Here is a 23,320-nt window from a genome sequence, read left to right as displayed (position 1 = left end):
GGAAGAGACATGAAGATAGAAATTCCGTCAAAAGTAGCAATGATTTTACACACACTGGAAGATGCGGGCTTCGAAGCCTATGCGGTGGGCGGATGCGTCCGGGATTCCCTCCTTGGACGGATTCCGGATGACTGGGATATTACCACATCTGCCACACCGGAGCAGGTGAAGGCTCTGTTTCGGCGTACGGTAGATACGGGACTGACACATGGTACAGTGACAGTCATGATGGAAAAAGAAGGATTTGAAGTGACCACTTACCGGGTGGACGGAGAATATGAAGATGGACGTCACCCGAAAGAAGTGATATTTACCGCAAGCCTCAAGGAAGATCTGAAACGGCGGGATTTTACCATCAATGCCATGGCCTATCATCCATCCACCGGAATCGTGGATCTTTTCGGCGGTCTGGAGGATCTGAAAAATAGATGCATCCGCTGTGTGGGAGAACCGCTGGAACGCTTCAGCGAAGATGCGCTTCGTATTATGAGAGCAGTGCGGTTTTCTGCTCAGCTGGGATTTCAGATTGAGGAAAATACCCGAAAAGCCCTGGGAGTTCTGGCACCGAATCTTCGTCACGTCAGTGCGGAGCGGATTCAGGTGGAGCTTCTGAAGCTTCTGATATCGCCGCATCCGGATGAACTCCGTACTGCGTATGAGGCCGGAATCACGAAGGAATTTCTGCCGGAATGGGATGTGTGCATGACAACAGAACAGCGTACTCCGCATCACTGTTATACAGTGGGCGAACACATTCTGCACAGTCTTTTGTATGTCCGTGCAGACAAGGTTCTGCGTCTGACGATGCTGCTTCATGATATTGGGAAGCCTGTTGTGAAGACGACCGATGAAAATGGACGCGATCATTTCAAAATGCATGGTCCCGAGAGTGAAAAAATGGCACATGGGATTCTGCGCCGCCTGAAACTGGACAATGACACGATTTCAAAGGTCTGCCGTCTGGTGAAATGGCATGATTACCGTCCGGCGCCGGAGATGAAGGCAGTACGGCGTGCAGTTAATAAAATAGGAGAAGATCTTTTTCCGCTTTATCTGGAAGTCCAGAGAGCGGATACGCTGGCCCAGAGTGATTACAGAAGAGAAGAGAAACTCAGCCGCCTGGAAGGCGTATGCCTTTGCTGGGAACGGATTTGTGAGGAAAAACAGTGCGTTTCTCTGAAAACTCTGGCTGTTACCGGAAAAGATCTGATTGCCGAGGGGATTGCCCCCGGCAGAGAAATTGGTGAGATCCTCCAGTATTTTCTGGAAATTGTGCTGGAAGATCCCAGGGAAAATCAAAAAGAAAATCTGTTGGCGAAGCTGCGGGAAAACAGGAAATAATTTCCTGTTTTCCCGTTCGCATATCCCCTGTCCCCCTCTCATAAGATAGAAGGTACAAAAACCTGGAGGGGGATTTTTCTATTGTATGATTACGGACTCAGCACTCTGGAGCAATATGAACTGACAGTGGTTTCCACATCCCGGGTAAGGGGCGCGCTTTTATGCCGGACAGAACAGGGACTGTTTATCCTGAAAGAATTCCGTGGTTCGGAAAAGAAACTGAAACATCAGCAGGAGCTGCTTCTTTCTCTGGAAGCGTGCGGAAGAAAAGTGGACAGCTTTGTGCCGAACAGAGAGGGAGAACTGATCAGCCGGGATAAAGATGATATTCCGTATACGCTTGCGCGCTGGTACGAGGGAAGAGAGTGTGATACCAAATCCAGAGAGGATATTTTCAGAAGCATGAAAACTCTTGCCGGTTTACATAAAAACATGAAACTTCCACTGATACCGGAATATATGGAGAAATCACTGGAAGAGGAGTATGTCCGTCATAATCAGGAACTGCGCAAAATACGCAAATTCATCCGCAGAAAAGGGGCTTCCAATACTTTTGAAAAAGATTATCTTTCCAGTGTGGAGGGATTTCTGCAGAAAGGGGAAAAAGCGCTGGAAATGCTGAGATCTTCCTCTTACGATCGATTGCGCAGAGAGTCTGTGGAAGAGGGAAAGGTGTGTCATGGAGAGTATAACCAGCACAATGTTCTGATGCTGCGGGACGGTATTGCGGTGACGAATTTCAGCCATTGGGGATTCGATGTCCAGATGGCAGATCTGTATCGCTTCATGCGTAAAATTATGGAAAAATACGGATGGGATATTTCGCTTGCCAGAGAGATGCTGCTTGCCTATCATCGTGAAAAGCGAATTACACCGGAAGAATGGGAAAATCTCAGGGTCCGTTTTACTTACCCGGAAAAATACTGGAAGCTTGCTAATTACTATTATTCTCATAACAAAGCATGGATATCCGAAAAAAATGTGGAAAAGCTGCGGATTCTCATGAAACAGAAAGACCAGTGGGAAACATTTACAGAAACTTGTTTTGAAAAATATCCCTATTGAGGATAGAGCATGTTTGAAATTCATTTCCTGGAGCAATTTTCAAACACACTCTGTGCAAAATGACGGATTACTCTTTATTTTTCACGAAAAGTATAGTATAATTAACAATCATGGGTGACAGAGAAGATTGGAAAGATTGCTCTAGGGTCACCGGAGATTATAAAAGAGTTAAGGGAGGTACAAAAGTATGGAATACAAAGAGGTATATGCCGAATGGCTGGAGAACCCATACTTCGATGAAGAGACAAAAGCAGAATTAAAAGCAATTGAAGCAGATGAGAATGAGATCAAGGAACGCTTTTATATGGATCTGGAGTTTGGAACTGCAGGTCTTCGCGGAATTATCGGTGCCGGAATCAATCGTATGAATATTTATGTAGTAAGACGTGCCACACAGGGACTTGCCAATTATATTGCAAAAGTCGGAAAACAGTCTCAGGGTGTAGCAATCGCATATGATTCCCGTCATATGTCTCCGGAATTTGCTCAGGAAGCTGCTCTCTGTCTGGCAGCAAACGGCATCAAGGCATTCATTTTTGAATCTTTGAGACCGACACCGGAACTTTCCTTTGCTGTACGAAAACTCGGCTGTGTGGCAGGTATCAATATCACTGCAAGCCACAATCCGCCGGAATATAATGGATACAAAGTATACTGGGAAGATGGCGCACAGATCACACCGCCTCATGACACCGGTATCATGGCTGAGGTAAAGGCGATTTCCGACTGGAATACTGTTAAGACCATGGACAAGGCAGCAGCAGAGGCAGCTGGTCTTTTTGAAGTGATCGGAGCAGACATTGATGATGCTTACATGGCAGAACTGAAGAAACAGGTCATCCATATGGATGCAATTCAGGCAGAAGGCAAGAACCTGAAGATCGTTTACACACCTCTTCATGGAACCGGAAATATTCCTGCAAGAAGAGTTCTGAAAGAACTTGGTTTTGAGAACGTATATGTAGTACCGGAACAGGAACTGCCGGACGGTGATTTCCCGACAGTCAGCTATCCGAACCCGGAAGCAGCAGAAGCATTTGAGCTTGGACTGAAGCTTGCAAAAGAAATCGATGCAGACCTGGTTCTTGCTACAGACCCTGACGCAGACCGTCTTGGTGTCCGTGTAAAAGATAAAAACGGAGAATACCATGATCTTACCGGAAATATGTCCGGATGTCTCCTTGCAAATTATGAAATCGGCCAGAGAAAGGCTGTTAACGGAAGCCTTCCGGAAGACGGCGCTCTGATCAAGACAATCGTTACCAGCAACCTGGCAGATGCCATTGCCAAAGGATACGGGGTAAAACTGATCGAGGTTCTGACAGGATTCAAATTTATCGGACAGCAGATCCTTGGATTTGAGACCAGTGGAAAGGGAACTTACCTGTTCGGATTTGAAGAGAGCTACGGCTGCCTGATCGGAACTCATGCAAGAGACAAAGATGCGATTGTTGCTACAATGGCACTTTGCGAAGCAGCTGCTTATTATAAGACACAGGGCAAGACTCTCTGGGATGCTATGATCGAAATGTACGAAGAGTACGGTTATTACAAAGATGCGATCCAGTCTGTCAGCCTGAAGGGAATCGAAGGACTTCAGAAAATTCAGGAAATCATGAATACTCTCCGTGAGAAACCACCTGTAGAGATTGCAGGACACAAAGTAATCTCCGCAAGAGACTACAAGAAAGATACCATTACCGATATCGCAACAGGAGAAGTAAAACCGACCGGTCTTCCGAATTCCAATGTTCTTTACTATGACCTGACAGATGATGTATGGCTTTGCGTAAGACCTTCCGGTACAGAGCCGAAGGTAAAATTCTACTATGGCGTGAAGGGAACTTCTCTGGAAGATGCAGATGAAAAATCCGATATCATGGGCAAAGCTGTTCTGGATATGGTTAATTCCATGATGTAGATCATGAATGAAAAAAGCATGAAAATCTATGAGGAGTTTTTGGATGTGATCCGTGAGATACGGGAAAAATGTCCATGGGACAGTGTCCAGACACACGAAAGCCTGAAGACCTATTTCCAGGATGAGACGGAAGAGGTTCTGGAAGGAATCGATATTTTTACCGGAAGCGGGGACAGCACCAATTTGTGTGAGGAACTGGGAGATCTTCTGATGCTGATCGTGCTGGAGAGCAGGATCGCAGAGGAGGAAGGACTCTTTACCCTGGATGATGTGATCACCGGTATATCAGCCAAGATGAAATACCGGCATCCGAAAATTTTTTCACCGGAAGATCAGGAAGCTGCACAGTTATCATGGGACGAATTGAAGAAGCGTGAAAAAGAGCTTCGCATATCCTCTGGGAATAAGCCGTCAGACCTGGCGTAACCACCACAAAAAACGGCTATCTCATTGAAAAACCTTGACAAGTTGTATTAAAAGGTATATATATAGTAAACAGAGCGCTGTCGCCAAATGGGCGGAGTGCGGTTAATCAGAATATTAAGAAAGAGATTATCTAGAGGAGGAAACACCATGAATAAAACAGAATTAGTAGCAGCAATGGCGAAAGAGACAAACTTAGCGAAGAAAGATGTAGAAGCAGTATTAAAATCTTTCATCGATGTTGTATCTGATGAACTGAAAAAAGGTGGAAAAATTCAGTTAGTTGGTTTTGGTACTTTTGAAGTATCCGAAAGAGCTGCAAGAGAAGGGAGAAATCCTCAGACTGGTGCTACCATGGAAATCAAAGCTTCCAGAGCTCCGAAATTTAAAGCTGGTAAAGCTTTAAAAGATTTGGTGAATGAGCAATAATAAAGAACTTGACCAGGGGGAACGAAGAGTTCCCCCTTTTCATATGGAGGAAAAAAGATGCGACTTGATAAATATCTGAAAGTATCCAGACTGATCAAACGCCGTACGGTTGCTAATGAAGCATGCGATGCCGGACGTGTACTGATCAATGACAAACCGGCCAAAGCCTCTGCTCAGGTGAAGACCGGAGACACGATTGAGATTCAGTTCGGAAGCAGAAATGTGAAAGTGGAAGTTCTGGATGTAAAGGAAACGGTCAAAAAAGAAGATGTGGAAAGCATGTACCGCTATCTGTAATGTCTGCTTTTGAGAAAGAATGCTGCGGTGTATCATTTGTCCGGGACTATCTCTGATTCTATTTGCAGCCCGCGCCACATAAACTAACAGTGGAAGAATTCCCGGGAGGTTTGCTTTGGAGGAAAAAAAGGCAGTTTTATCCCACAAGCTGATACTGGATGGCCGGACACGGGGAATGATCACAGGAGTTCTCGATGTGGATGATTTTGACGGAGAGAAGATTCAGGTGCAGACAGAAGCGGGAAGAATGCTGATCAAAGGAGAAAATCTCCACATTACTTCTTTAAATGTGGAAAAAGGGGAACTGGAACTGGAGGGAAAGGTGGATAGTCTTGCCTATACGACCAGAGGACCGGACAAAAAAGAAGAATCTCTCTGGAAACGAATGTTCCGCTGATTTATGAGCAGCTATATGCATTTTGAAGTGCAGCTGTTTCTTCAGTCCATCTGTCTTGGAGTACTTCTGATTCTTGCCTATGATGTGCTTGCAGCATTGCGCAGCGTGATTCCCCATGGAACTCTGGCGGAAGCCTGTGAAGATCTTCTGTATTGGCTGGCGGCAGCGCTGGTTGTATTTTCTGCTCTGTACAGAACAAATCAGGGAATTATGAGAAGCTTTCTCTTTGCAGGGATGATTCTGGGTGCGATACTCTGCGGACGAACGTTCAGTCCGTTTTTTATTAAATTTCTGGCATTAATTTTCCGAATTCCAGTAATTTTTGCAAAATTTTCAACAGACAGGTTGCTATTTCTCGTCAAAAGATGTAGAATTATTTTGTGTAAGTTTGCGGATTCCGCAGACCGGAATAAAAAAACGTGTTTTCTGCGGTTGAAGAGGAGCAGGCGGGTTGAAAGGATCAAAAAAAGAAAGCGGAAAAAGAATATCGAATAATCACCTCGGTATGGCTGCAATCGGCTGTGTGGCAGTGGTGGTTCTCTGTGTTACTGTGAATCAGAGCCGTAATCTGGCAACCAGACTGGCTTATTATGAGGAGAGAGTAGCAGCACTGGAGGATTCGATTGAAGAGGAAAAACTCAGAACAGAAGAGATAGAAGATAAGAAGGAATACATGCAGACCGATGAGTATGTGGAGGAAGTAGCCAGAAACAGGCTCGGTCTTGTGAAAGACAACGAAATCGTATTTGAAGAGAAGAAATAACAGAAAAACAAGAATAAACGAGAATTGAGACGAAATATTTTCTGACCGGTTCGCCGATGTTTGACAGATATTTCAGAACAGATCCCCTATAATAATCACTTAGTGAGGATATTAAGGGGAGGGGAGAATATGCAGGAATGGATGATTGCCATGCTCGTGATCAGTGTAACGCTGATCATACGGGACATGGCAAAAACTATTTTGGCAGGAAAGAAGGGCAGAACCGAGGAATCGGTATCGTTTTGTGAGAAGCATCCTCAGAAAGAAAAGGTTCAGCGCTATGCGGCATCTTTTCAGAAACTGGCGGATACTTTTTATGGAATGCCTTATCGAAAGGATTATCTCAGCAGCGGACAGGTGGAACAGATTCTGACGGATGCCAGAGAACAGGTCTGCAGCAGCTGTTATCAGCGGGATCTCTGCTGGGGTGAGCATGAAAAGACGATGCGACAGGGAACCGAAGCGGCAGTGCGCGCTCTGGAAGAGGGAAAAGAAGAAAATATCCGACGGATGCGGACAGAATGGATGAGTATCTGCGGACGTGCCGGTCAGTATCTGGAGCATGTGACGGAGAGCTTTCGCAGAGAGAAACAGAACCTGTTCTGGGATAACCGCATGATTGAGAGCCGTCTTGCGGTGGCACAGCAGCTTACGGAGATTTCGAGGATCATGGAAACAGTTGCGGAGGATTTGTACGATATCTCCAGAGCTTCTCCTGAGTTTCGGGAAAATCTCCGGAAAGATTTGAGAAAACGGCATATTATTCTGAAAGAAGCCTGGGCCATGGACAAAGTAGAGGGACGGAGACAGATTTTTCTCACCATGCGTGCCAGGAGCGGGCAGTGCATTTCCATGAGCGAGGTGGCGCAGATATTGTCAGAAATCTGCGGCTGCAGCATGGTTCCGTCGGAGGGGAGCCGTTGTATTGTAAATGGAGAATATCATACGGTACATTTTGTGGAAGATGTTAGTTATCAGATGCTTTACGGTGCAGCGCGGCTGACGAGAGAAGAAGAGAAGGTTTCCGGTGACAATTATATTTTTCACCGGGAAGAAGGCGGGAAATTTGTCATGTGCCTGTCAGACGGGATGGGATCGGGGATGGAAGCCTGCAAAGAAAGTGAAATCGTGGTGGAGCTTCTGGAGCAGTTTCTCGAATCCGGATTTTCCCAGGAGACTGCTGCCAGAATGGTGAATTCTGCTCTGGTGCTGAATGGAAGAGAGGGAATGTTTTCCACGGTAGACATTTGTGCAGTAGATCTTTATACAGGAATCTGCAGCTTTCTGAAAGCCGGTGCAGCTTCTACTTTTATTAAACGGGATCACTGGGTAGAGGCAATTTCTTCAGAAAGCCTGGCAGCAGGTCTGGTACAGCAGATCGATTTTGAAACAGCATCCCGCAAGCTTTATCATGGAGATTATCTGATCATGATGACGGATGGTGTGCTGGATGCACTCCCTATGGATCGGGAGGAGGAAACCATGAAGGAAATCATTATGGATGTGCAGGAGGAGACTCCGAAGGAAATCAGCCGCGGTATTCTGGAACGGGTACTGGGATACAGTGATTATCGTGCCAGGGACGATATGACTGTCCTTGTGGCAGGTATGTGGAAGAAATAAGGAAAAGTGCAGGACAGAGTGGTTATGTATACAAAAGTCAGAACTTTTATGGAAGAGAATGAGATGATCCGGCCGGGAGACCGGGTACTTGCCGGGGTATCCGGAGGCGGTGATTCCATGGCGATGCTGAGCGTACTGATGCAGTATGTCGAAGAACAGAATTTTCTGTTGGAAGTTGTTCATGTACACCATGGTATCCGGGGAACGGAGGCAGACGGGGATCAGGCATTGGTACAGGAATTCTGCGGGGAACATGGGATTTGCTGCCATGTATATCATTATGATGTCCCGGAGCTTGCCAGGGAGGCAAAAATGGGGCATGAGGAAATGGGGAGAATTGTCCGGCGCAGGGCTTTTGAGGATGCGGCAAAATCCGTGGATGACGGCAGGAGAGTCCGGATCGCTTTGGCGCATAATCAGAATGATCTTGCGGAAACCATGCTTCATAATATGGCAAGAGGAACCGGAATTCGCGGGCTTGGAGGCATCCGTCCGGTGAACGGAAATTGTATCCGCCCGGTTTTGTGTTTAAAAAGATCAGAAATTGACCATTATTTAGAAGAGAACAGGATTCCATATGTGACAGACAGCAGCAATCTGGAAGATTCCTATACAAGAAACCGCATACGTCATCATCTTCTGCCTCTGATCGAAGAGGAAATCAATAGGGAAGCAGTCAGTCACATGGCGGAAATGTCAGGACTTCTCTGTCAGGCCGAGGATTATCTGACGAAATGCGGGAAGGAACTTCTTTCGCAATGTGAACGGGAGCAGGGGGGATATCTTCTGACGGAAGAGTTTTTCCGGAAAGAACCGATTCTTCAAAGCTATGCAGTACTGGAGGCATTAGGGAGTTTTCCTGCAGGAAGAAAAGATATCGGAGCCATACATGTCAGGCAGATTCTGAATCTGAGAGAAAAACAGACGGGAAAAAAGGTTTCTCTTCCCGGAGGAATCTGTGCCAGAAAAGAATATTCCGGGATTCGGATCTGTATGGAGGAAAGGGAGATGGAAAATCTGTCAGAGAAGGAATGGGCGCTGCCTGTTCCGGGAGTCCTTCATTGTCCGCTTGGCGATTTTTCCACAGAAATATTTTCCTATTTTGGGCAGAAGATTTCAGAAAAAAAGTATACGAAATGGATGGATTATGATAAAATAAAAAAGAATCTGTCTGTGCGTACCCGGAGATCAGGGGATTCCCTGGTCATCAGCAGTGAGGGCAGCCGTAAAAAAATCACACGCTGCATGATCGATGATAAAATACCTGCCAGTCAGCGTGAAAGGATTCCACTTCTTGTTTGCGGAACGGATGTACTGTGGATCGCAGGCGGACGGATCAGTGAAAAATATAAAATCACCCCGGAAACGGAACGGGTGCTGGAAGTAAGATACCAAGGAGGATATCAGGATGAGTGAGAAAATCAGGGTTTTAATCAGTGAAGAAGAAGTTGATGCAAAAATCAGACAGATTGCTGCAAAAATCAGCAAAGATTATGCAGGCAAGGAAGTTCATATGATTTGTGTATTAAAGGGTGGAGTGTTCTTTACCTGTGAACTTGCCAAGAGAATTACTGTTCCGGTGTCCCTGGATTTCATGTCTGTATCCAGCTATGGAGATGACACAAAATCCAGTGGAGTTGTTAAGATCGTGAAGGATCTGGATCAGCCGCTGGTTGGCAAGGATGTGCTGATCGTGGAAGATATCATTGATTCCGGAAGAACTTTGAGTTATCTGATCGAAGTACTGAAGGGACGCAATCCCAACAGCATTCACCTGTGTACGCTTCTGGACAAACCGGAGCGCAGAGTCAGAGATGTAAAAGTAGACTACTGCTGCTTCAATATTCCGGATGAATTTGTAGTGGGTTATGGTCTGGACTATGCCCAGAAATACAGAAATCTTCCGTTTATCGGGGTCGTGGAAGTCGGAGAGGACTGATTTCTCCCCGTATACGGACAGAAAGGAGATTTATTTTTGTGAATAAGCAGTCAGGCAGAATTGGCCTGTATCTGGTGCTGTTCCTCATGATGATCGCAGGATATATGTATCTGAGCAATCAGGTGAATGGACAGAGTGATTATACACTGGATGCACTGGAGCAGGCTGTCGCAGATGATCAGGTATTGTCTGCGGAAATTTATCCCAATCGGGAAGTTCCCACAGGAGCTGTTGTGGTGGACATTCAGGGTGTGGGAAGAAAGAAACTGTATGCAACCGACGTAACGGAAGTGGAGAAGCTTCTGAGAGATAACGGAATCACCACGCAGGTAGATGATGTTCCGCAGGAAAATGTATTCCTTACCACTCTGCTTCCGATCCTTCTTGCCTGCGGGCTGACCCTGTTCCTTGTAGCAATGATGAACAGGCAGATGTCCGGAGGAGGCGGCAATGCCAAGATGATGAACTTTGGCAAAAGCCGTGCGAGGATGACGCTTCCGGATGAGAAGAAGGTGACATTTCGCAATGTTGCCGGTCTTCAGGAAGAAAAAGAGGATCTGGAGGAAGTGGTGGACTTTCTGAAGTCTCCCCAGAAATATACCGGTGTAGGTGCAAGGATTCCCAAAGGAGTTCTTCTTGTGGGCCCTCCCGGAACCGGTAAAACTCTGTTGGCCAAGGCAGTGGCAGGAGAAGCCGGAGTTCCGTTCTTTTCCATTTCAGGTTCCGATTTTGTGGAGATGTTTGTAGGTGTAGGTGCATCCCGTGTCCGTGACCTGTTCGAGGAAGGCAAGAAACATGCACCGTGTATCATTTTTATTGATGAGATCGATGCTGTGGCAAGGCAGCGTGGAACCGGTATGGGCGGTGGCCATGACGAACGCGAGCAGACTTTGAATCAGCTGCTGGTAGAGATGGACGGCTTTGGCGTGAATGAAGGAATTATTGTAATGGCTGCAACAAACCGTGTGGACATTCTGGATCCTGCAATTCTTCGTCCAGGACGTTTCGACCGTAAGGTTGCCGTAGGAAGACCGGATGTAAAAGGACGCGAGGAAATTCTTCGTGTACATGCTTCCGGCAAACCGCTCGGGGAAGATGTAGACCTGCAGCAGATTGCGCAGACTACCGCCGGTTTTACAGGTGCGGATCTTGAGAATCTTCTGAATGAGGCTGCCATTTATGCAGCGAAGGAAAACCGCGCATACATTGTACAGCAGGATATCAAGAATGCCTTTGTGAAGGTTGGAATCGGTGCAGAGAAGAAGAGTAAGGTGATCTCTGAAAAAGAGAAGAAGATCACTGCTTATCATGAGGCTGGACATGCCATTCTGTTTCATGTACTGCCGGATATGGAACCGGTATATACCATTTCCATTATTCCGACAGGAATGGGAGCAGCCGGATATACGATGCCTCTTCCGGAAAAAGATGAGATGTTTAATACAAAGGGAAAAATGCTTCAGGATATTACAACCCTTCTGGGAGGCCGTGTGGCAGAAGAAATTATTTTCAAAGATATTACCACCGGAGCATCCAATGATATTAAACGCGCTACTTCCACAGCCCGTTCCATGGTGATGAAATACGGCATGTCGGAGAATATCGGTCTGATTTCTTATGGAGATGAAGATGATGAGGTCTTTATCGGAAGAGATCTGGCTCATACCAGAGGTTACAGTGAAGAAGTGGCCAAGGAAATTGACCGTGAGATTCATCATATCATTGAGGAATGTCATGAGCGCGCAAGGAGGATTATTCTGGAACACGAAGATGTACTTCACAAATGTGCAGCGCTCCTGCTGGAAAAGGAAAAAGTGCACAGAGACGAATTTGAAGCACTTTTTACAACAAAAACGACAGAAACAGAAAAAGTGACCATATAAATTATACAAAAAAGTGTGCTCAAATTTGTGAAGTTTGTGCACACTTTTTACTTGCCCCATGCTATTATATATATCGTAAAAACCCCCCAATACATTATATAGTTTTTGCTACACCCCATAAGAAGAAATACCTTCTCCAAAAAAGACAGCTTATCCCGCTGTCTTTTTTACTTTGCAGAAGAACGGAAAAATGTAAAAAAATTGTCATTATAAGCTGCGAAATTTGCACTATCAATCATTTCGTTGTAACTTTGATCGAAATAAGATAGAATAATACATAACGCTACTGAGTACAAAGAGAACAGTAACATGATGTACCAAAAGGGGAAAGAATATGGAACTGGAAAGAATAGATAATAATAAAAAAATGCAGTATATTCTGAATATGCGTCCTGTGATGAATAAAGATGCATTGTTCAGTGACGGAACGGAGTATTACAGAAGTCCGTCAGAACCAAGAGCAGGTGAAGTGGTGATCATTCGTTTCAGAACCCAGAGAAATAATGTGGATGCTGTGTATCTGGTCTATGGTGACAAAAAACAGAAAATGAGAATTTACAAGACCATGAATGGTTTTGATTATTATGCTGCCAAGATTGTAATGCCTCAGGAGGTATTCCGATACCATTTTGAAATTAAGTACGGATGGGTGACCTGTTATTATAATTGCCATGGGGTAAGCACGGAAGTTCAGGAACATTTTGATTTTGAGATCTATCCCGGTTACAGTACACCGGACTGGGCCAAAGGTGCGGTCATGTACCAGATTTACGTAGATCGTTTTTATAACGGAGATCCGTCGAACGACGTAGAGACCGGAGAGTATTTTTATATTGGCGATGTAAGCACCAGAGTAGATAACTGGGATAAAACACCTGAAGTGATGGGAGTCCGGGAATTTTACGGTGGTGATCTGCAGGGAATCATGGATAAACTGGATTATCTGCAGGAACTGGGGATTGAAGTGATTTATCTGAATCCTATTTTTGTTTCGCCGAGTAATCACAAATATGACTGCCAGGATTATGAGTATGTAGATCCGCATTATGGGAAAATCGTGAAAGACTGTGACGGGCTTCTTGCACCCGGTGACCGGAATAATGCCCATGCGCGCAAATATATTGAACGCGTGACAGATCCTGAGAACCTGGAAGCCAGCAATGCGTTATTTGCCAGACTTACCGAAGAGATTCATAAGAGAGGCATGAAGATTATTCTGGACGGTGTATTCAATCACTGCGGTTCTTTTAATAAATGGATGGACAGAGAGCAGATTTATGAGGGACAGCCGGGATATCAGCCTGGTGCGTATGTTTCTGCAGACAGTCCCTATCGTCATTATTTCAAATTTAATGACGAGAATCGCTGGCCTTATAATACCTCCTATGACGGATGGTGGGCGCATGATACGCTGCCGAAACTGAATTTTGAGGATTCCAGGGAACTGTATGATAAGATTCTGGAGATAGGACGCAAATGGGTTTCTGCCCCCTATTATGTGGATGGGTGGCGACTGGATGTGGCAGCAGATCTGGGACACAGTAATGAGTTTAATCATCAGTTCTGGAAAGATTTTCACAGAGTGGTCAAGGAGGCCAATCCCAATGCGATTATTCTGGCAGAACATTACGGCAATCCGGAAGGATGGCTGCAGGGTGATGAATGGGATACGGTCATGAATTATGATGCATTTATGGAACCGCTGACCTGGTTTTTGACGGGTATGGAGAAACACAGCGACGAATATCGAGGGGATCTGTACGGCAACAGTGAGGCGTTCATCGGTGCCATGAAAACGCATATGCGTTCTCTTCATATGTCTGCACTGGATACGGCAATGAATGAATTATCCAACCATGATCATTCCCGTTTCCTTACGAGAACCAATCAGAGAGTGGGAAGGGTATCTTATGCCGGTCCGGAAGCTGCGTCTCAGGGAATCAATGTGGCAATTATGAGAGAAGCGGTTGCCATTCAGATGACATGGCCGGGTGCACCTACCGTTTATTATGGTGATGAAGCGGGTGTATGCGGATTTACGGATCCGGACAACCGAAGAACCTATCCATGGGGGCATGAAGATAAAGACTTGATAGAATTCCATAAGGAAATCATTGCGCTTCATAAGAAATACAGAGTATTGCGGACAGGATCTGTGCAGTTTCTCTGGAATGCTTATCAGGGACTTTGTTATGGAAGATTTTCTCATAATGAGCAGATTATTGTTGCAGTTAACAATCAGGAAGAGGAAAGAGAAGTTTTGATCGATGTATGGAAAGCCGGAATCAGCAGGCTGGAGAAATCCTGTCTGACCAGAATCATGCTTACGCATAAAGACGGATATACCAGCGAAAAAGAGGAGATTACTGCCAGGGCAGGAGTGCTCTGTCTGAAAATGCCGGCGTTCAGTGTGACGATCCTGCATCATAAGGATTGAATCGAAACAGGTATGTGGAAAAAGAAGAAATAAAAAGGAAATGCATGTAACCTGGAAGGCAATTTTCCAACACGCTTTAGAAAAAAGTTTATGTAAAAAAATATATATCAAAAAACTTATATTCAAAAAGCCTATATAGAAAATTACTTAAAAAAGTTCTTGCATTTCCTCATAAATTCTTATATAATGATACTCGGTTCATGGATGGATTCCCGAGTGGCCAAAGGGGGCAGACTGTAAATCTGTTGGCAACGCCTTCGAAGGTTCGAATCCTTCTCCATCCACTGAGAAAATAAAAAGACTTGTGAAAAACGTAAATTTGTTTTTTGCAAGTCTTTTTTGTGCTAGAGCGTGTTTGAAAATTCATTCCCGACATCTGCACGCCCCACTTTGCGGGGAATTTGCCTCGCATTCGGTCAACATAGCCCGCTATGCCTCCCTCATTTGAGTCAAATTTCCCACAAATTGTGACGCACATCTGTCGGAAAGCAATTTTCAAACACGCTCTACAGTAAAAATAAAGGGACTGTGATTTTGCAGTCCCTTTTGCCGTACAACGGAATGAAGCGTTTGTTCAGAAATATCCGTATTTATTGACAATCCTCAGCAGAGCGTATGAATTCTCCGGTCAAATGGAAACCGTGGTTCATAGGACCGCTTCCTTTGCCAAGATCCAGCATGGCTTCCAGCGCACCGGAAATGTAGTCTTTGGCACGTCTGACAGAATCCGTCAGAGAAAATCCCTTCGCAAGATTGGAGGCAATGGCACTGGAAAGTGTGCATCCGGTTCCATGTGTGTTGGGATTTGGGATTCGCTTTCCGTGGAACCATTGTGCCTGGCCATCTTTGTAAAGAAGGTCGCTGGCGTCATTGATCTTGTGTCCGCCTTTGCAGAGAACGGCGCAGTGATAGGTTTCACTGATGATTCTGGCTGCTTCGGTCATTTCTTTATCATTCGTTATTGTAATCCCGGAAAGAACCTCTGCCTCAGGAATATTGGGAGTTACTACGGAAGCGAGAGGCAGCAGTTCCTGTGTGAGCGCTGCTATGGCATCTTCGCTGATGAGCCGTGCGCCGCTGGTGGCAACCATGACCGGATCTACAACGATATTGGCTGCATGATATTCTCTGAGACTGTTGGCAATGGTCTGAATCAGAGCTGCGGAAGAAACCATACCGATCTTTACGGCATCCGGATAAATATCTGCAAAAATATTATCAAGTTCTTCCTTCAGAAATTCCGGTGTTACTTCCATAATAGCAGTGACCCCGGTGGTGTTCTGGGCGGTCAGAGCAGTGATGGCGCTCATGCCATATACTCCGTTTGCAAGCATAGTCTTTAAATCAGCCTGGATGCCGGCTCCTCCGCTGGAGTCACTGCCGGCGATGGTTAATGCTGTTTTCATAATGAAATCTCCTTTTATTGAACGGAACGTACAATCTGTCCTGCCAGTTTTTTGAGGGTACGGGCAGATTTTTCGATGTCCTTCTGGGCAAAAATAGCACTGATCACGGCGATGCCGTCGATGCCGCTGCCGGAAAGCTCTGCAGCATTATCCTGGGTGATTCCGCCAATAGCGACAACCGGAATCCGGACAGCCTGACAGATTTCCCTCAGCCTTTCATGAGTGATTTCTTTGGCGTCTGATTTGGAATTGGTATGAAATACAGCGCCGACACCAAGGTAATCGGCACCTCTTTGCTGCGCAAGAAGCGCCTGCTCCACGGTTTTAGCGGTGACACCGATGATTTTGTCCGGCCCAAGTTTCGCACGGACCTCTCCGGCTTCCATATCGCTCTGGCCTACGTGGACACCATCCGCATCGACTGCAGCGGCAATTTCCACATTATCATTGATTAGAAAAGGAACCTGATATTTTCTGCAAAGTTCCCGGATTTCCCGTGCTTCCTGCAGAAATTCTTCCTGTTCCATATTTTTTTCCCGAAGCTGAAGAAAAGTCACACCTCCGCGGAGCGCCTTTTCTACCTGTTCATAGAGGGTTTCTCCATGAAGCCAGTTTCTGTCTGTGATCGCATAAAGCAGCAGATCTTCTTTTTTACAATTCATTGTAAACTCCTTTTGATAAATGAAAAAGTATAAAAGTCATTTTTATTTGAACGGAAATGTCTGCCGATGCAGTCATTTCGAATGATTAAGGTCAGTTGAATTTTATCATATTTCCCCGAAAAGATAAAGAAGGGAATCAGGCATAAGAAATATATCCTACTTTTTGGAGCTCTGTTTGTTCACAATGAATAAAATTTGTCATTTTTTTGGCAAAGTGGTAGACGAATTGGCGGAAATCTGGTACACTATAAGACATCTGGATATTGAAAGAACGATATCTTAAGAAATGTTAGGAGGAATTTATCATGTTAGTAAGTGCAACAGAAATGCTGAAAAAAGCAAAAGCTGGTCATTATGCAGTAGGACAGTTCAACATTAACAACCTGGAATGGACAAAGGCAATCCTTTTAACCGCTCAGGAACTGAACTCTCCGGTTATCCTTGGTGTATCTGAAGGCGCAGGCAAATATATGGCTGGTTATAAAACCGTTGTAGGAATGGTAAAAGGAATGATCGAGGAGCAGAACATTACTGTTCCGGTAGCTCTTCATCTTGACCACGGCAGCTATGAAGGATGTCTGAAATGCGTAGAAGCAGGATTCTCATCCATTATGTTCGACGGTTCTCATTATCCGATCGAAGAGAACGTTGCAAAAACTAAAGAACTGGTGAAAATCTGTGCAGAGCATGGAATGTCTCTGGAAGCAGAAGTTGGTTCCATCGGCGGAGAAGAAGACGGCGTTGTAGGTATGGGCGAATGTGCAGATCCGAATGAATGCAAAATGATCGCTGACCTTGGTATCGATTTCCTTGCAGCAGGTATTGGTAATATCCATGGCAAATATCCGGCTAACTGGGCAGGATTAAGCTTTGAAACTCTGGATGCTATTCAGCAGCTGACAGGAGATATGCCATTAGTACTTCACGGCGGCACAGGAATCCCGGCTGACATGATCAAAAAAGCAATCGACCTTGGTGTATCCAAGATCAATGTAAATACTGAGTGCCAGTTATCTTTTGCAGCAGCAACACGTAAATACATCGAAGAAGGCAAAGATCAGCAGGGCAAAGGCTATGATCCGCGTAAACTTCTTGCTCCTGGCTTCGAAGCTATCAAAGCTACTGTTAAAGAAAAAATGGAACTGTTCGGTTCTGTTGGCAAAGCTTGATGAAGGATATCGTATAGATAAGATTTTATTTAGAGGATGGTGTGTTTGCACCATCCTCTTTTGTGTCACAGGAGTGTGCTTTGCATTTTTCTATGATACAAAAAAAGCCCTCCGTGCAGGATTCTTTCTCAAAAATAATAATATAGAATTGTCAAAGAATACAATCTGATGCTATACTTAGTTCAGCACTTTAATTTTTTATAGTTTTACAAGAGGAATATAGAATGCAGTTTTATTATCAACAGCTGTCAGAAAGAAAACAACAGATATATCGGACTTTGAAAGATGCGGTTGAATCCCGTTCGGTAGAGTGTTTTCTTTATGATCTGACATTGACCAGAGAACAGATTGGGGATGTCATGATGCTGGTATTACTGGATTATCCGGATTATTACTGGACGAAAGGGAATTTCTATATTTATAGAGAAAATAATTTCTCACAGCCACGGCTTCGAATAAGAATTGTTTATCTGTTTGATGATCGACAGATGCTGTTGGCTGAAAGCGAAATGCAGAAACAAATAAAAAAATGTTGTGAGGCAGTTGGCAGATATCAGGCTTATGGAGTAAGAGAATTTGTTCTTCAGGTCTGTAATTGGGTATATCAGAATGTGGAATATCAATACACCGGTGATAAAGATCAGACGATCTATTCGGTTTTTTGTGAGAAAAAAAGCGTCTGTATGGGAATATCCAAGGCTGCTGCGCTGGTTTTGAGATTGTTTGGAATAAACAGCATCGTTGTAAAGGGAAAGTTGTTTGGAAAGCATCCTCATTCGTGGCTGATTGTTTTAGTTAATCAAAGATATTATCATCTGGATATTACCCTGGGATATCCGTGTTTTGATGAACTCTGGCAAAGAAATCAGGGACAGCCGGAAAGATATTGCATTTTGAAGGATGATGAATGGATTTCCAACACACATGATTTTGATAAAAGATATCATTATCCGATTTGTGGAGGTGACGTATGAAGTTAGAAAGATGTCCGAATGGCCATTTTTATGACAGTGATCGATATATCCAGTGCCCGCATTGTAGCCGTAATAATTATGAAGAGGGAGTTGTGAAAACTTCAGGAAATATTGCGGGAGACAGAACTGTTACAATTCCTGATTCCTGTTTGGAAGGTGAGCATGTTGAACAATCTGGCAAGGATGCAGATAAGGAAATACGGGAAGATTTTCATCCGGAATTGCCCCCGGAGTTGTCATTTTTCAGACTGGCAGAAAAACTTGGATCCGGCAGAACCGGAACGGTATATCGTATAGAACAGAAGAAGGAGTATGCAGTGAAAGTGATTTCGCGATGCGAAGAAAAATCAGATGCTGCTGCAAAACATGAATTTATGATTGCTGAGGAACTGTCGGATGATCGGCATTTTCCGGCTTATTACGGGATGTATCAGACGGAAAGCCATATTTTTCTTGTTCAGGATATTGAGAAAAGCTGGAGGAAATATACGAGACAGCATTCGCTTAATCTGGAAGATGTTGTGGTCATTTTGAAAGATATTCTTCTGGCTGTTATCGCAATGCATAAAAAAGGTTATCTGCATATGGATATCAAACCTGACAATATATTTGTGGACAGTAATCGCAGAGGGAGACTGGGGGATTTTTCGCATTCCGTGAAGATGATGAAAGGACAGGTGCATAAAACGATTATCGGTACTGACCGGTTTATTGCACCGGAGATCCTTTTGGGCAAAGAATATTCCGGAAAAGAAGATATGTATTCTTTGGGAATTACGATGTATATGATTCTGACCGGGGGAAAATGTCCTTATGACTATACAGACAGAGAAAAGGCTTACAGAGGCAGAGAAGATCAGTTTATCTCTGATCTTCAGGTTCCGGAAACTCTGATGCGTGTGATTAAAAAAGCAACGGCATTTGATCCGGAGGATCGTTATGTAAATCTTTATGAGATGCTGGGAGATTATATGGATGCAGTTGAGGGACTTGACCGATACCTTATTACTGTACCGGTTCTTCCTGTAGAAGAAGGATATGAAACGAATGGAACAGAGCCTGATTATTTGAGTGTTCCCCTGCCGGCTTCTGGTGAAAAGAAGAGTGGCTGTGAAGAAAATCCTTATTTATATGATATACCTTGTGATTGTTCTGTTGTATTGAGGCATGACATGAATCCTCAAGTGAAAAGAATGGATGCTGATACAATGCAAAACTATTCGGGATATTCTGGAACCAGGGTGGATGAGGTCTGCTTCAGTGCGTTTACAGACCAGTCTGTACGTGGTGATAATTATGGAATTGTGGAAATTGCCATGTATGTGGAATCTTGCAGAAAACAAATCCTGGAACAAATCAGGGAGGAGTTTCAGCACTTCAAAGAGAAAATATTCCATAAAACAAGTGTACGGGAAAACCAGGAAATTACAGTTGTTTTATCATCGAAGGAAGTGGATATTGAAGATGACAGAATGACAATGAAGTGGAATGGAGAGAGCCTTTTATTTACATTCGATTATTATGTGCCAGAGGATTACAGCAAAAATAGAATTCCGTTTACTGCTGATGTTTATTTTGATGGTGTCCCAGCTACGAAATTGAAATTTTATGTAGATGTAGTGAACTGTGAAGATGGAAAGTGTATAAGGATGAATCATCAGGAATGCTCGGAGTTTCAGCGTAATGATGTGAAAAGTGCGTTTCTTTCTTATGCCAGTCAGGATAGAAACAGGGTGACTGCTATTCTTCAGGGAATTCAAAAAGCCAGACCGGATATGGATGTATTTTTTGATGTAGAAACCCTGAGAAGCGGACAGAATTGGGAAAAAATGTTATATACAGAACTGCTGCAAAGAGATGTTCTGTTTTTATGCTGGTCTCATTTCGCTCAGGCATCTGTCTGGGTTGAAAAGGAGTGGCGCTTTATGTTGACAAAAAAAGGGGTTCAGGCCATTGAACCGATTCCGATGGAAGATCCCCAATTTTGTCCTCCGCCGGAAGAATTGAAAGAAAAGCATTTTAATGATCTTCTGGTGCAGTACCGAAAGGTTGCTGAGCCTTTAAAAGAAGATGATTGGGAATGGTAGATGTAATCTGAAAAAACGATAGTCAGAGCGAAGCAGCAAACTCTTTGAATTTGTAAAAAATAGTGTAAAACATGTATAAAAGTGTTTATAATAGCTAAGCATATGGTATCTGTAATGATTTAGAATAGATATGGATATATTGCATAGGATAAAAAGGCGTAATAGGAAAGACGGGGAGATGGCGAAATTATTCTATGAACAAAAGAAAAGAACAACATGCTATTAAGCAGGAGATGAAACGACAGGAAATAACAAGAAATGATACGAAGAAAAAATGGCATAGAGTAAAAATAAATCGGATAACATCTGTCAGGCTGGCGGTAGTATTCCTTACCGCAGTCCTATATTTTGGTTATGTAATCATATACCGGCAGAACGTTGAGCCAAAAACGGATGCGACAGAAACGACTGCAGAACCGGCACTCTATACTGTAAAAGAACAGATGTCTCTTCTGAGGTCTTTTGAAGAATTATATCAGCTTGCCTTTAAGGGAAGAGTAGTAGAGGAAGACTACGGAATGATCACAATCCCGGGGCTGGAGGCAACCAGGACTCTGACAGAAAATCAGGATGGAACGATTGAAATGTGTACTTCCATGACACCGCAGGGGGTGGCTGTGGCAAAAGATTATATTTTGATCAGTGCCTACTGTCATACTCATCAGCATAATTCCGTGGTTTATGTGGTAGACAAAAATACCCATTCTTATATTAAGACGATTGTGCTGAAGAATAAGGATCATGTGGGCGGGCTGGCTTTTGACTCAGAGCATTATATGGTATGGGTTTCTACAAGTCATGATGGAAAAGCAGCGGCATCTGCTTTTTCTCTTCAGAGTCTGGAGAGTTATGATCTGGATGAAATGAAAATTCCAATTGCATATATGCATGACTATGACCTCTATACGCTGGAAAGAGATTCCTTTATGACTTACGCAGACGGATATCTGTATATCGGTCATTTTTCGCGGAAAGAAACCAGTGTGGTACAGAAATTTAAGATTGAAGAAAATGGCGGGCTGAAAATAAGTTCCGGTGTGTCTATTGGAATCGACAAAGAGATTCCAATGCCGGATGATATTAAAAAGATACCGAAAAGAATTCAGGGGTTTGCAGTTTGCAAAGGAAAGGTGATTCTTACGCAGTCCTATGGAGTATCCCGTTCTTTTTTGCTGGTTTATAACTACAGTGATGTGATGCATCGCACACAGAAAAAATATACACTCAACAAAATTACGCTTCCGCAGAAATTGCAGCAGATTTACATTGACGGAAATGATCTTTATATTCTGTTTGAATCAGCTGCGTATGCTTACTCTGCTCAGCCTCTGCCAAAAGTAGACCGTTTATTGAAGCTTCCATTGAATGAGGTTTTGAAAGTGGATATTGATGATTTACTGTCAGAGAGTGATGACATTGCAGCAGATGATGAAACAGAGGACAGTAAAATACAGGGTGAGCCATAGCTTTCCCTGTATTTTATTGTCCTTATCAAATCTTTTTGGTAAAATAACTGCGTGATCCGGAATAAGGATATTCGTAAAGCTGAAATACCTCTTCATAGCCATGTTTTCTGTAAAATTCAGGAGCCTGAAAACTGAAAGTATCAACAAAAACATATTTTGCTCCTCGTTTCATAGCTTCACTTTCGGCTGCCTGAAGAAGCTGGCTGCCAATGCCCCGGCCTCTCAGGTCCTCACTGACCCATAGATATTTTATGCAAAGCCAGTTGCCGAAGGTTTCTCCGGTCAGTCCGGCTTTCTTTACTCCATTATCATCGTTCATGAAAACCCCCAGAGGGATTTCTTCTGATGGTTCCATTTTGGATAAATTGAATTTTTTTAATTGCTGATATATTTCATCGATATCTTTATCAGTTACGTTATCTGTAATTTTAATTTCCATATTATGTAAAATTCCTCCATTTCTTATTTCAAATTAATAAGAGAAGAAGTATCATGTATCAAATTATACCACATGATTTCTGAACTGTGGAAACGGATTATAGTAATTATGGTTTAAAAAAATAAAAAAACTATTGACAGATGAAATTGATCGTGGTATTCTTATTGGGCTGTCAGAAAGAATTGCTCTTCTGAAAAACACAATTTGGTGGTTTTTCAGAAAAATAAAAATAACTGTTGACAAATGACTGAATACATGATAAAGTAATCAAGTCGTCAACGAGAGCTGACAGAAACCACAGAAAACCGCACAGGTCCTTGAGAAAAACCTCAAAAAAACTTGAAAAAAGTTGTTGACAAGTGTTAAAAGATGTGGTAATCTAATAAAACTGTCGCGAGACAGAGACCTTGATAACTAAACAGTGAAACACATACGATTCTCGAAAATTCTTTACATTCAAAAGAACGGTTCGATGAACCAAAAACAGTAAAACGAGAGATAGCTAGTAGTTATCTTGAGTGAATCAAACATTTTATCAGAGAGTTTGATCCTGGCTCAGGATGAACGCTGGCGGCGTGCTTAACACATGCAAGTCGAAC

At 43.7% G+C, this 23,320-nt stretch carries 21 protein-coding genes, 1 tRNA gene, 1 rRNA gene and 2 pseudogenes; 21 read left to right on the top strand and 4 right to left on the bottom strand.

Translation table 11 applies throughout. The features are described 5' to 3' along the window. Window positions 1-9: 9 nt before the first annotated feature. The 15 genes from ACTNEW_RS11935 (at window position 10) to ACTNEW_RS11865 (ending at window position 14,802) form a co-directional block, all read left to right on the top strand. Window positions 10-1,341 carry a CCA tRNA nucleotidyltransferase gene (locus ACTNEW_RS11935; protein ID WP_441061229.1) on the top strand — a complete coding sequence of 444 codons (1,332 nt, stop codon included), beginning with the start codon at window positions 10-12 and terminating at the stop codon, window positions 1,339-1,341. Window positions 1,342-1,422: 81 nt separating this feature from the next. Beyond that, the gene (locus ACTNEW_RS11930; RefSeq protein WP_441061226.1) at window positions 1,423-2,406 is read left to right on the top strand and encodes a CotS family spore coat protein; all 984 of its coding nucleotides are present in this window, start codon (window positions 1,423-1,425) and stop codon (window positions 2,404-2,406) included. 187 nt (window positions 2,407-2,593) lie between these two features. Then, window positions 2,594-4,327 (top strand): phospho-sugar mutase, encoded by a 1,734-nt coding sequence (locus tag ACTNEW_RS11925; protein ID WP_441061223.1) that lies wholly within the window; start codon window positions 2,594-2,596, stop codon window positions 4,325-4,327. Between the two features lie 3 nt (window positions 4,328-4,330). Continuing rightward, window positions 4,331-4,753, top strand: coding sequence for a MazG nucleotide pyrophosphohydrolase domain-containing protein (locus ACTNEW_RS11920; protein ID WP_441061221.1), 423 nt, complete (start codon window positions 4,331-4,333; stop codon window positions 4,751-4,753). Window positions 4,754-4,900: 147 nt separating this feature from the next. Then, window positions 4,901-5,179, top strand: a complete 279-nt coding sequence (locus ACTNEW_RS11915) for an HU family DNA-binding protein (RefSeq protein WP_441061219.1) — start codon at window positions 4,901-4,903, stop codon at window positions 5,177-5,179. Between the two features lie 57 nt (window positions 5,180-5,236). Continuing rightward, window positions 5,237-5,476, top strand: coding sequence for an RNA-binding S4 domain-containing protein (locus ACTNEW_RS11910; protein ID WP_441061217.1), 240 nt, complete (start codon window positions 5,237-5,239; stop codon window positions 5,474-5,476). A gap of 115 nt (window positions 5,477-5,591) precedes the next feature. Continuing rightward, window positions 5,592-5,873 carry a sporulation protein YabP gene (yabP, locus tag ACTNEW_RS11905; protein ID WP_441061214.1) on the top strand — a complete coding sequence of 94 codons (282 nt, stop codon included), beginning with the start codon at window positions 5,592-5,594 and terminating at the stop codon, window positions 5,871-5,873. A 3-nt stretch (window positions 5,874-5,876) separates the two neighbouring features. Beyond that, a complete protein-coding gene (yabQ, locus tag ACTNEW_RS11900; protein WP_441061211.1) occupies window positions 5,877-6,368 on the top strand; it encodes a spore cortex biosynthesis protein YabQ in 492 nt (163 codons plus the stop codon). Next, a complete protein-coding gene (locus tag ACTNEW_RS11895; RefSeq protein WP_441061208.1) occupies window positions 6,325-6,636 on the top strand; it encodes an FtsB family cell division protein in 312 nt (103 codons plus the stop codon). The genes yabQ and ACTNEW_RS11895 overlap by 44 nt, the downstream gene beginning before the upstream one ends. 129 nt (window positions 6,637-6,765) lie before the next feature. Next, window positions 6,766-8,259: a SpoIIE family protein phosphatase gene (locus ACTNEW_RS11890; protein WP_441061206.1), complete on the top strand. Its 1,494-nt coding sequence runs from the start codon at window positions 6,766-6,768 to the stop codon at window positions 8,257-8,259. Window positions 8,260-8,283: 24 nt separating this feature from the next. Then, window positions 8,284-9,675 (top strand): tRNA lysidine(34) synthetase TilS, encoded by a 1,392-nt coding sequence (gene tilS / locus ACTNEW_RS11885; RefSeq protein WP_441061204.1) that lies wholly within the window; start codon window positions 8,284-8,286, stop codon window positions 9,673-9,675. Then, a complete protein-coding gene (gene hpt, locus ACTNEW_RS11880) occupies window positions 9,668-10,198 on the top strand; it encodes a hypoxanthine phosphoribosyltransferase (protein WP_441061202.1) in 531 nt (176 codons plus the stop codon). Before tilS ends, hpt begins: the two co-directional genes overlap by 8 nt. Window positions 10,199-10,284: 86 nt before the next feature. Then, window positions 10,285-12,081, top strand: coding sequence for an ATP-dependent zinc metalloprotease FtsH (gene ftsH, locus ACTNEW_RS11875; protein ID WP_441061314.1), 1,797 nt, complete (start codon window positions 10,285-10,287; stop codon window positions 12,079-12,081). 334 nt (window positions 12,082-12,415) lie between these two features. Next, complete coding sequence (locus ACTNEW_RS11870) at window positions 12,416-14,518, top strand: glycoside hydrolase family 13 protein (protein ID WP_441061199.1); 2,103 nt, start codon at window positions 12,416-12,418, stop codon at window positions 14,516-14,518. A 202-nt stretch (window positions 14,519-14,720) separates the two neighbouring features. Next, window positions 14,721-14,802, top strand: a tRNA-Tyr gene (locus tag ACTNEW_RS11865). A 104-nt stretch (window positions 14,803-14,906) separates the two neighbouring features. On the opposite strand, the pseudogene ACTNEW_RS11860 reads toward ACTNEW_RS11865, so the two are convergent. Then, window positions 14,907-14,957 (bottom strand): annotated as a pseudogene (locus tag ACTNEW_RS11860) (hypothetical protein); the annotation flags it as partial. On the opposite strand from ACTNEW_RS11860, the pseudogene ACTNEW_RS11855 reads away from it, so the two are divergent. Continuing rightward, window positions 14,934-15,050: pseudogene (locus ACTNEW_RS11855) on the top strand (DUF6783 domain-containing protein); the annotation flags it as partial. The pseudogenes ACTNEW_RS11860 and ACTNEW_RS11855 sit on opposite strands and share 24 nt — an antisense overlap. Before the next feature lie 58 nt (window positions 15,051-15,108). Here the strand turns inward: ACTNEW_RS11855 and thiD are convergent. Beyond that, the gene (gene thiD, locus ACTNEW_RS11850; RefSeq protein WP_441061197.1) at window positions 15,109-15,924 is read right to left on the bottom strand and encodes a bifunctional hydroxymethylpyrimidine kinase/phosphomethylpyrimidine kinase; all 816 of its coding nucleotides are present in this window, start codon (window positions 15,922-15,924) and stop codon (window positions 15,109-15,111) included. A gap of 14 nt (window positions 15,925-15,938) precedes the next feature. Next, window positions 15,939-16,586, bottom strand: a complete 648-nt coding sequence (gene thiE / locus ACTNEW_RS11845) for a thiamine phosphate synthase (RefSeq protein ID WP_441061195.1) — start codon at window positions 16,584-16,586, stop codon at window positions 15,939-15,941. A 305-nt stretch (window positions 16,587-16,891) separates the two neighbouring features. Here thiE and fba point away from each other — a divergent pair, with 305 nt between their 5' ends. From fba to ACTNEW_RS11825, 4 genes are all read left to right on the top strand, one after another. Continuing rightward, a complete protein-coding gene (gene fba / locus ACTNEW_RS11840) occupies window positions 16,892-17,755 on the top strand; it encodes a class II fructose-1,6-bisphosphate aldolase (protein WP_441061192.1) in 864 nt (287 codons plus the stop codon). A gap of 224 nt (window positions 17,756-17,979) precedes the next feature. Then, window positions 17,980-18,729 carry a transglutaminase domain-containing protein gene (locus ACTNEW_RS11835; RefSeq protein WP_441061189.1) on the top strand — a complete coding sequence of 250 codons (750 nt, stop codon included), beginning with the start codon at window positions 17,980-17,982 and terminating at the stop codon, window positions 18,727-18,729. Next, window positions 18,726-20,816 carry a protein kinase domain-containing protein gene (locus tag ACTNEW_RS11830; RefSeq protein ID WP_441061186.1) on the top strand — a complete coding sequence of 697 codons (2,091 nt, stop codon included), beginning with the start codon at window positions 18,726-18,728 and terminating at the stop codon, window positions 20,814-20,816. The genes ACTNEW_RS11835 and ACTNEW_RS11830 overlap by 4 nt, the downstream gene beginning before the upstream one ends. A gap of 194 nt (window positions 20,817-21,010) precedes the next feature. Beyond that, a complete protein-coding gene (locus tag ACTNEW_RS11825) occupies window positions 21,011-22,282 on the top strand; it encodes a hypothetical protein (RefSeq protein WP_441061184.1) in 1,272 nt (423 codons plus the stop codon). A gap of 25 nt (window positions 22,283-22,307) precedes the next feature. Here ACTNEW_RS11825 and ACTNEW_RS11820 read toward each other — a convergent pair whose 3' ends face one another. Further along, window positions 22,308-22,721, bottom strand: a complete 414-nt coding sequence (locus ACTNEW_RS11820; protein WP_441061182.1) for a GNAT family N-acetyltransferase — start codon at window positions 22,719-22,721, stop codon at window positions 22,308-22,310. 532 nt (window positions 22,722-23,253) lie between these two features. Between ACTNEW_RS11820 and ACTNEW_RS11815 the strand changes: the two genes are divergently transcribed. Beyond that, window positions 23,254-23,320 (top strand): 16S ribosomal RNA (locus ACTNEW_RS11815); the annotation flags it as partial.

Source organism: Blautia sp. HCP3S3_G3 (assembly GCF_052063365.1).
GTDB lineage: Bacteria > Bacillota > Clostridia > Lachnospirales > Lachnospiraceae > Blautia_A.
The sequence above is the reverse complement of the archived record's forward strand: the minus strand, read 5'-3'. Positions and strand labels throughout refer to the sequence as shown.

Excerpts from the sequence above, each read along its gene's own strand:
- ACTNEW_RS11935 (WP_441061229.1), top strand. The coding sequence starts at position 10 with ATGAAGATAGAAATTCCGTCAAAAGTAGCAATGATTTTACACACACTG.
- ACTNEW_RS11925 (WP_441061223.1), top strand. The coding sequence starts at position 2,594 with ATGGAATACAAAGAGGTATATGCCGAATGGCTGGAGAACCCATACTTC.
- ACTNEW_RS11920 (WP_441061221.1), top strand. The coding sequence starts at position 4,331 with ATGAATGAAAAAAGCATGAAAATCTATGAGGAGTTTTTGGATGTGATC.
- ACTNEW_RS11915 (WP_441061219.1), top strand. The coding sequence starts at position 4,901 with ATGAATAAAACAGAATTAGTAGCAGCAATGGCGAAAGAGACAAACTTA.
- ACTNEW_RS11910 (WP_441061217.1), top strand. The coding sequence starts at position 5,237 with ATGCGACTTGATAAATATCTGAAAGTATCCAGACTGATCAAACGCCGT.
- yabQ (WP_441061211.1), top strand. The coding sequence starts at position 5,877 with ATGAGCAGCTATATGCATTTTGAAGTGCAGCTGTTTCTTCAGTCCATC.
- ACTNEW_RS11890 (WP_441061206.1), top strand. The coding sequence starts at position 6,766 with ATGCAGGAATGGATGATTGCCATGCTCGTGATCAGTGTAACGCTGATC.
- tilS (WP_441061204.1), top strand. The coding sequence starts at position 8,284 with ATGTATACAAAAGTCAGAACTTTTATGGAAGAGAATGAGATGATCCGG.
- hpt (WP_441061202.1), top strand. The coding sequence starts at position 9,668 with ATGAGTGAGAAAATCAGGGTTTTAATCAGTGAAGAAGAAGTTGATGCA.
- ftsH (WP_441061314.1), top strand. The coding sequence starts at position 10,285 with ATGATGATCGCAGGATATATGTATCTGAGCAATCAGGTGAATGGACAG.
- ACTNEW_RS11870 (WP_441061199.1), top strand. The coding sequence starts at position 12,416 with ATGGAACTGGAAAGAATAGATAATAATAAAAAAATGCAGTATATTCTG.
- thiD (WP_441061197.1), bottom strand. The coding sequence starts at position 15,924 with ATGAAAACAGCATTAACCATCGCCGGCAGTGACTCCAGCGGAGGAGCC.
- thiE (WP_441061195.1), bottom strand. The coding sequence starts at position 16,586 with ATGAATTGTAAAAAAGAAGATCTGCTGCTTTATGCGATCACAGACAGA.
- fba (WP_441061192.1), top strand. The coding sequence starts at position 16,892 with ATGTTAGTAAGTGCAACAGAAATGCTGAAAAAAGCAAAAGCTGGTCAT.
- ACTNEW_RS11835 (WP_441061189.1), top strand. The coding sequence starts at position 17,980 with ATGCAGTTTTATTATCAACAGCTGTCAGAAAGAAAACAACAGATATAT.
- ACTNEW_RS11830 (WP_441061186.1), top strand. The coding sequence starts at position 18,726 with ATGAAGTTAGAAAGATGTCCGAATGGCCATTTTTATGACAGTGATCGA.
- ACTNEW_RS11825 (WP_441061184.1), top strand. The coding sequence starts at position 21,011 with ATGAACAAAAGAAAAGAACAACATGCTATTAAGCAGGAGATGAAACGA.
- ACTNEW_RS11820 (WP_441061182.1), bottom strand. The coding sequence starts at position 22,721 with ATGGAAATTAAAATTACAGATAACGTAACTGATAAAGATATCGATGAA.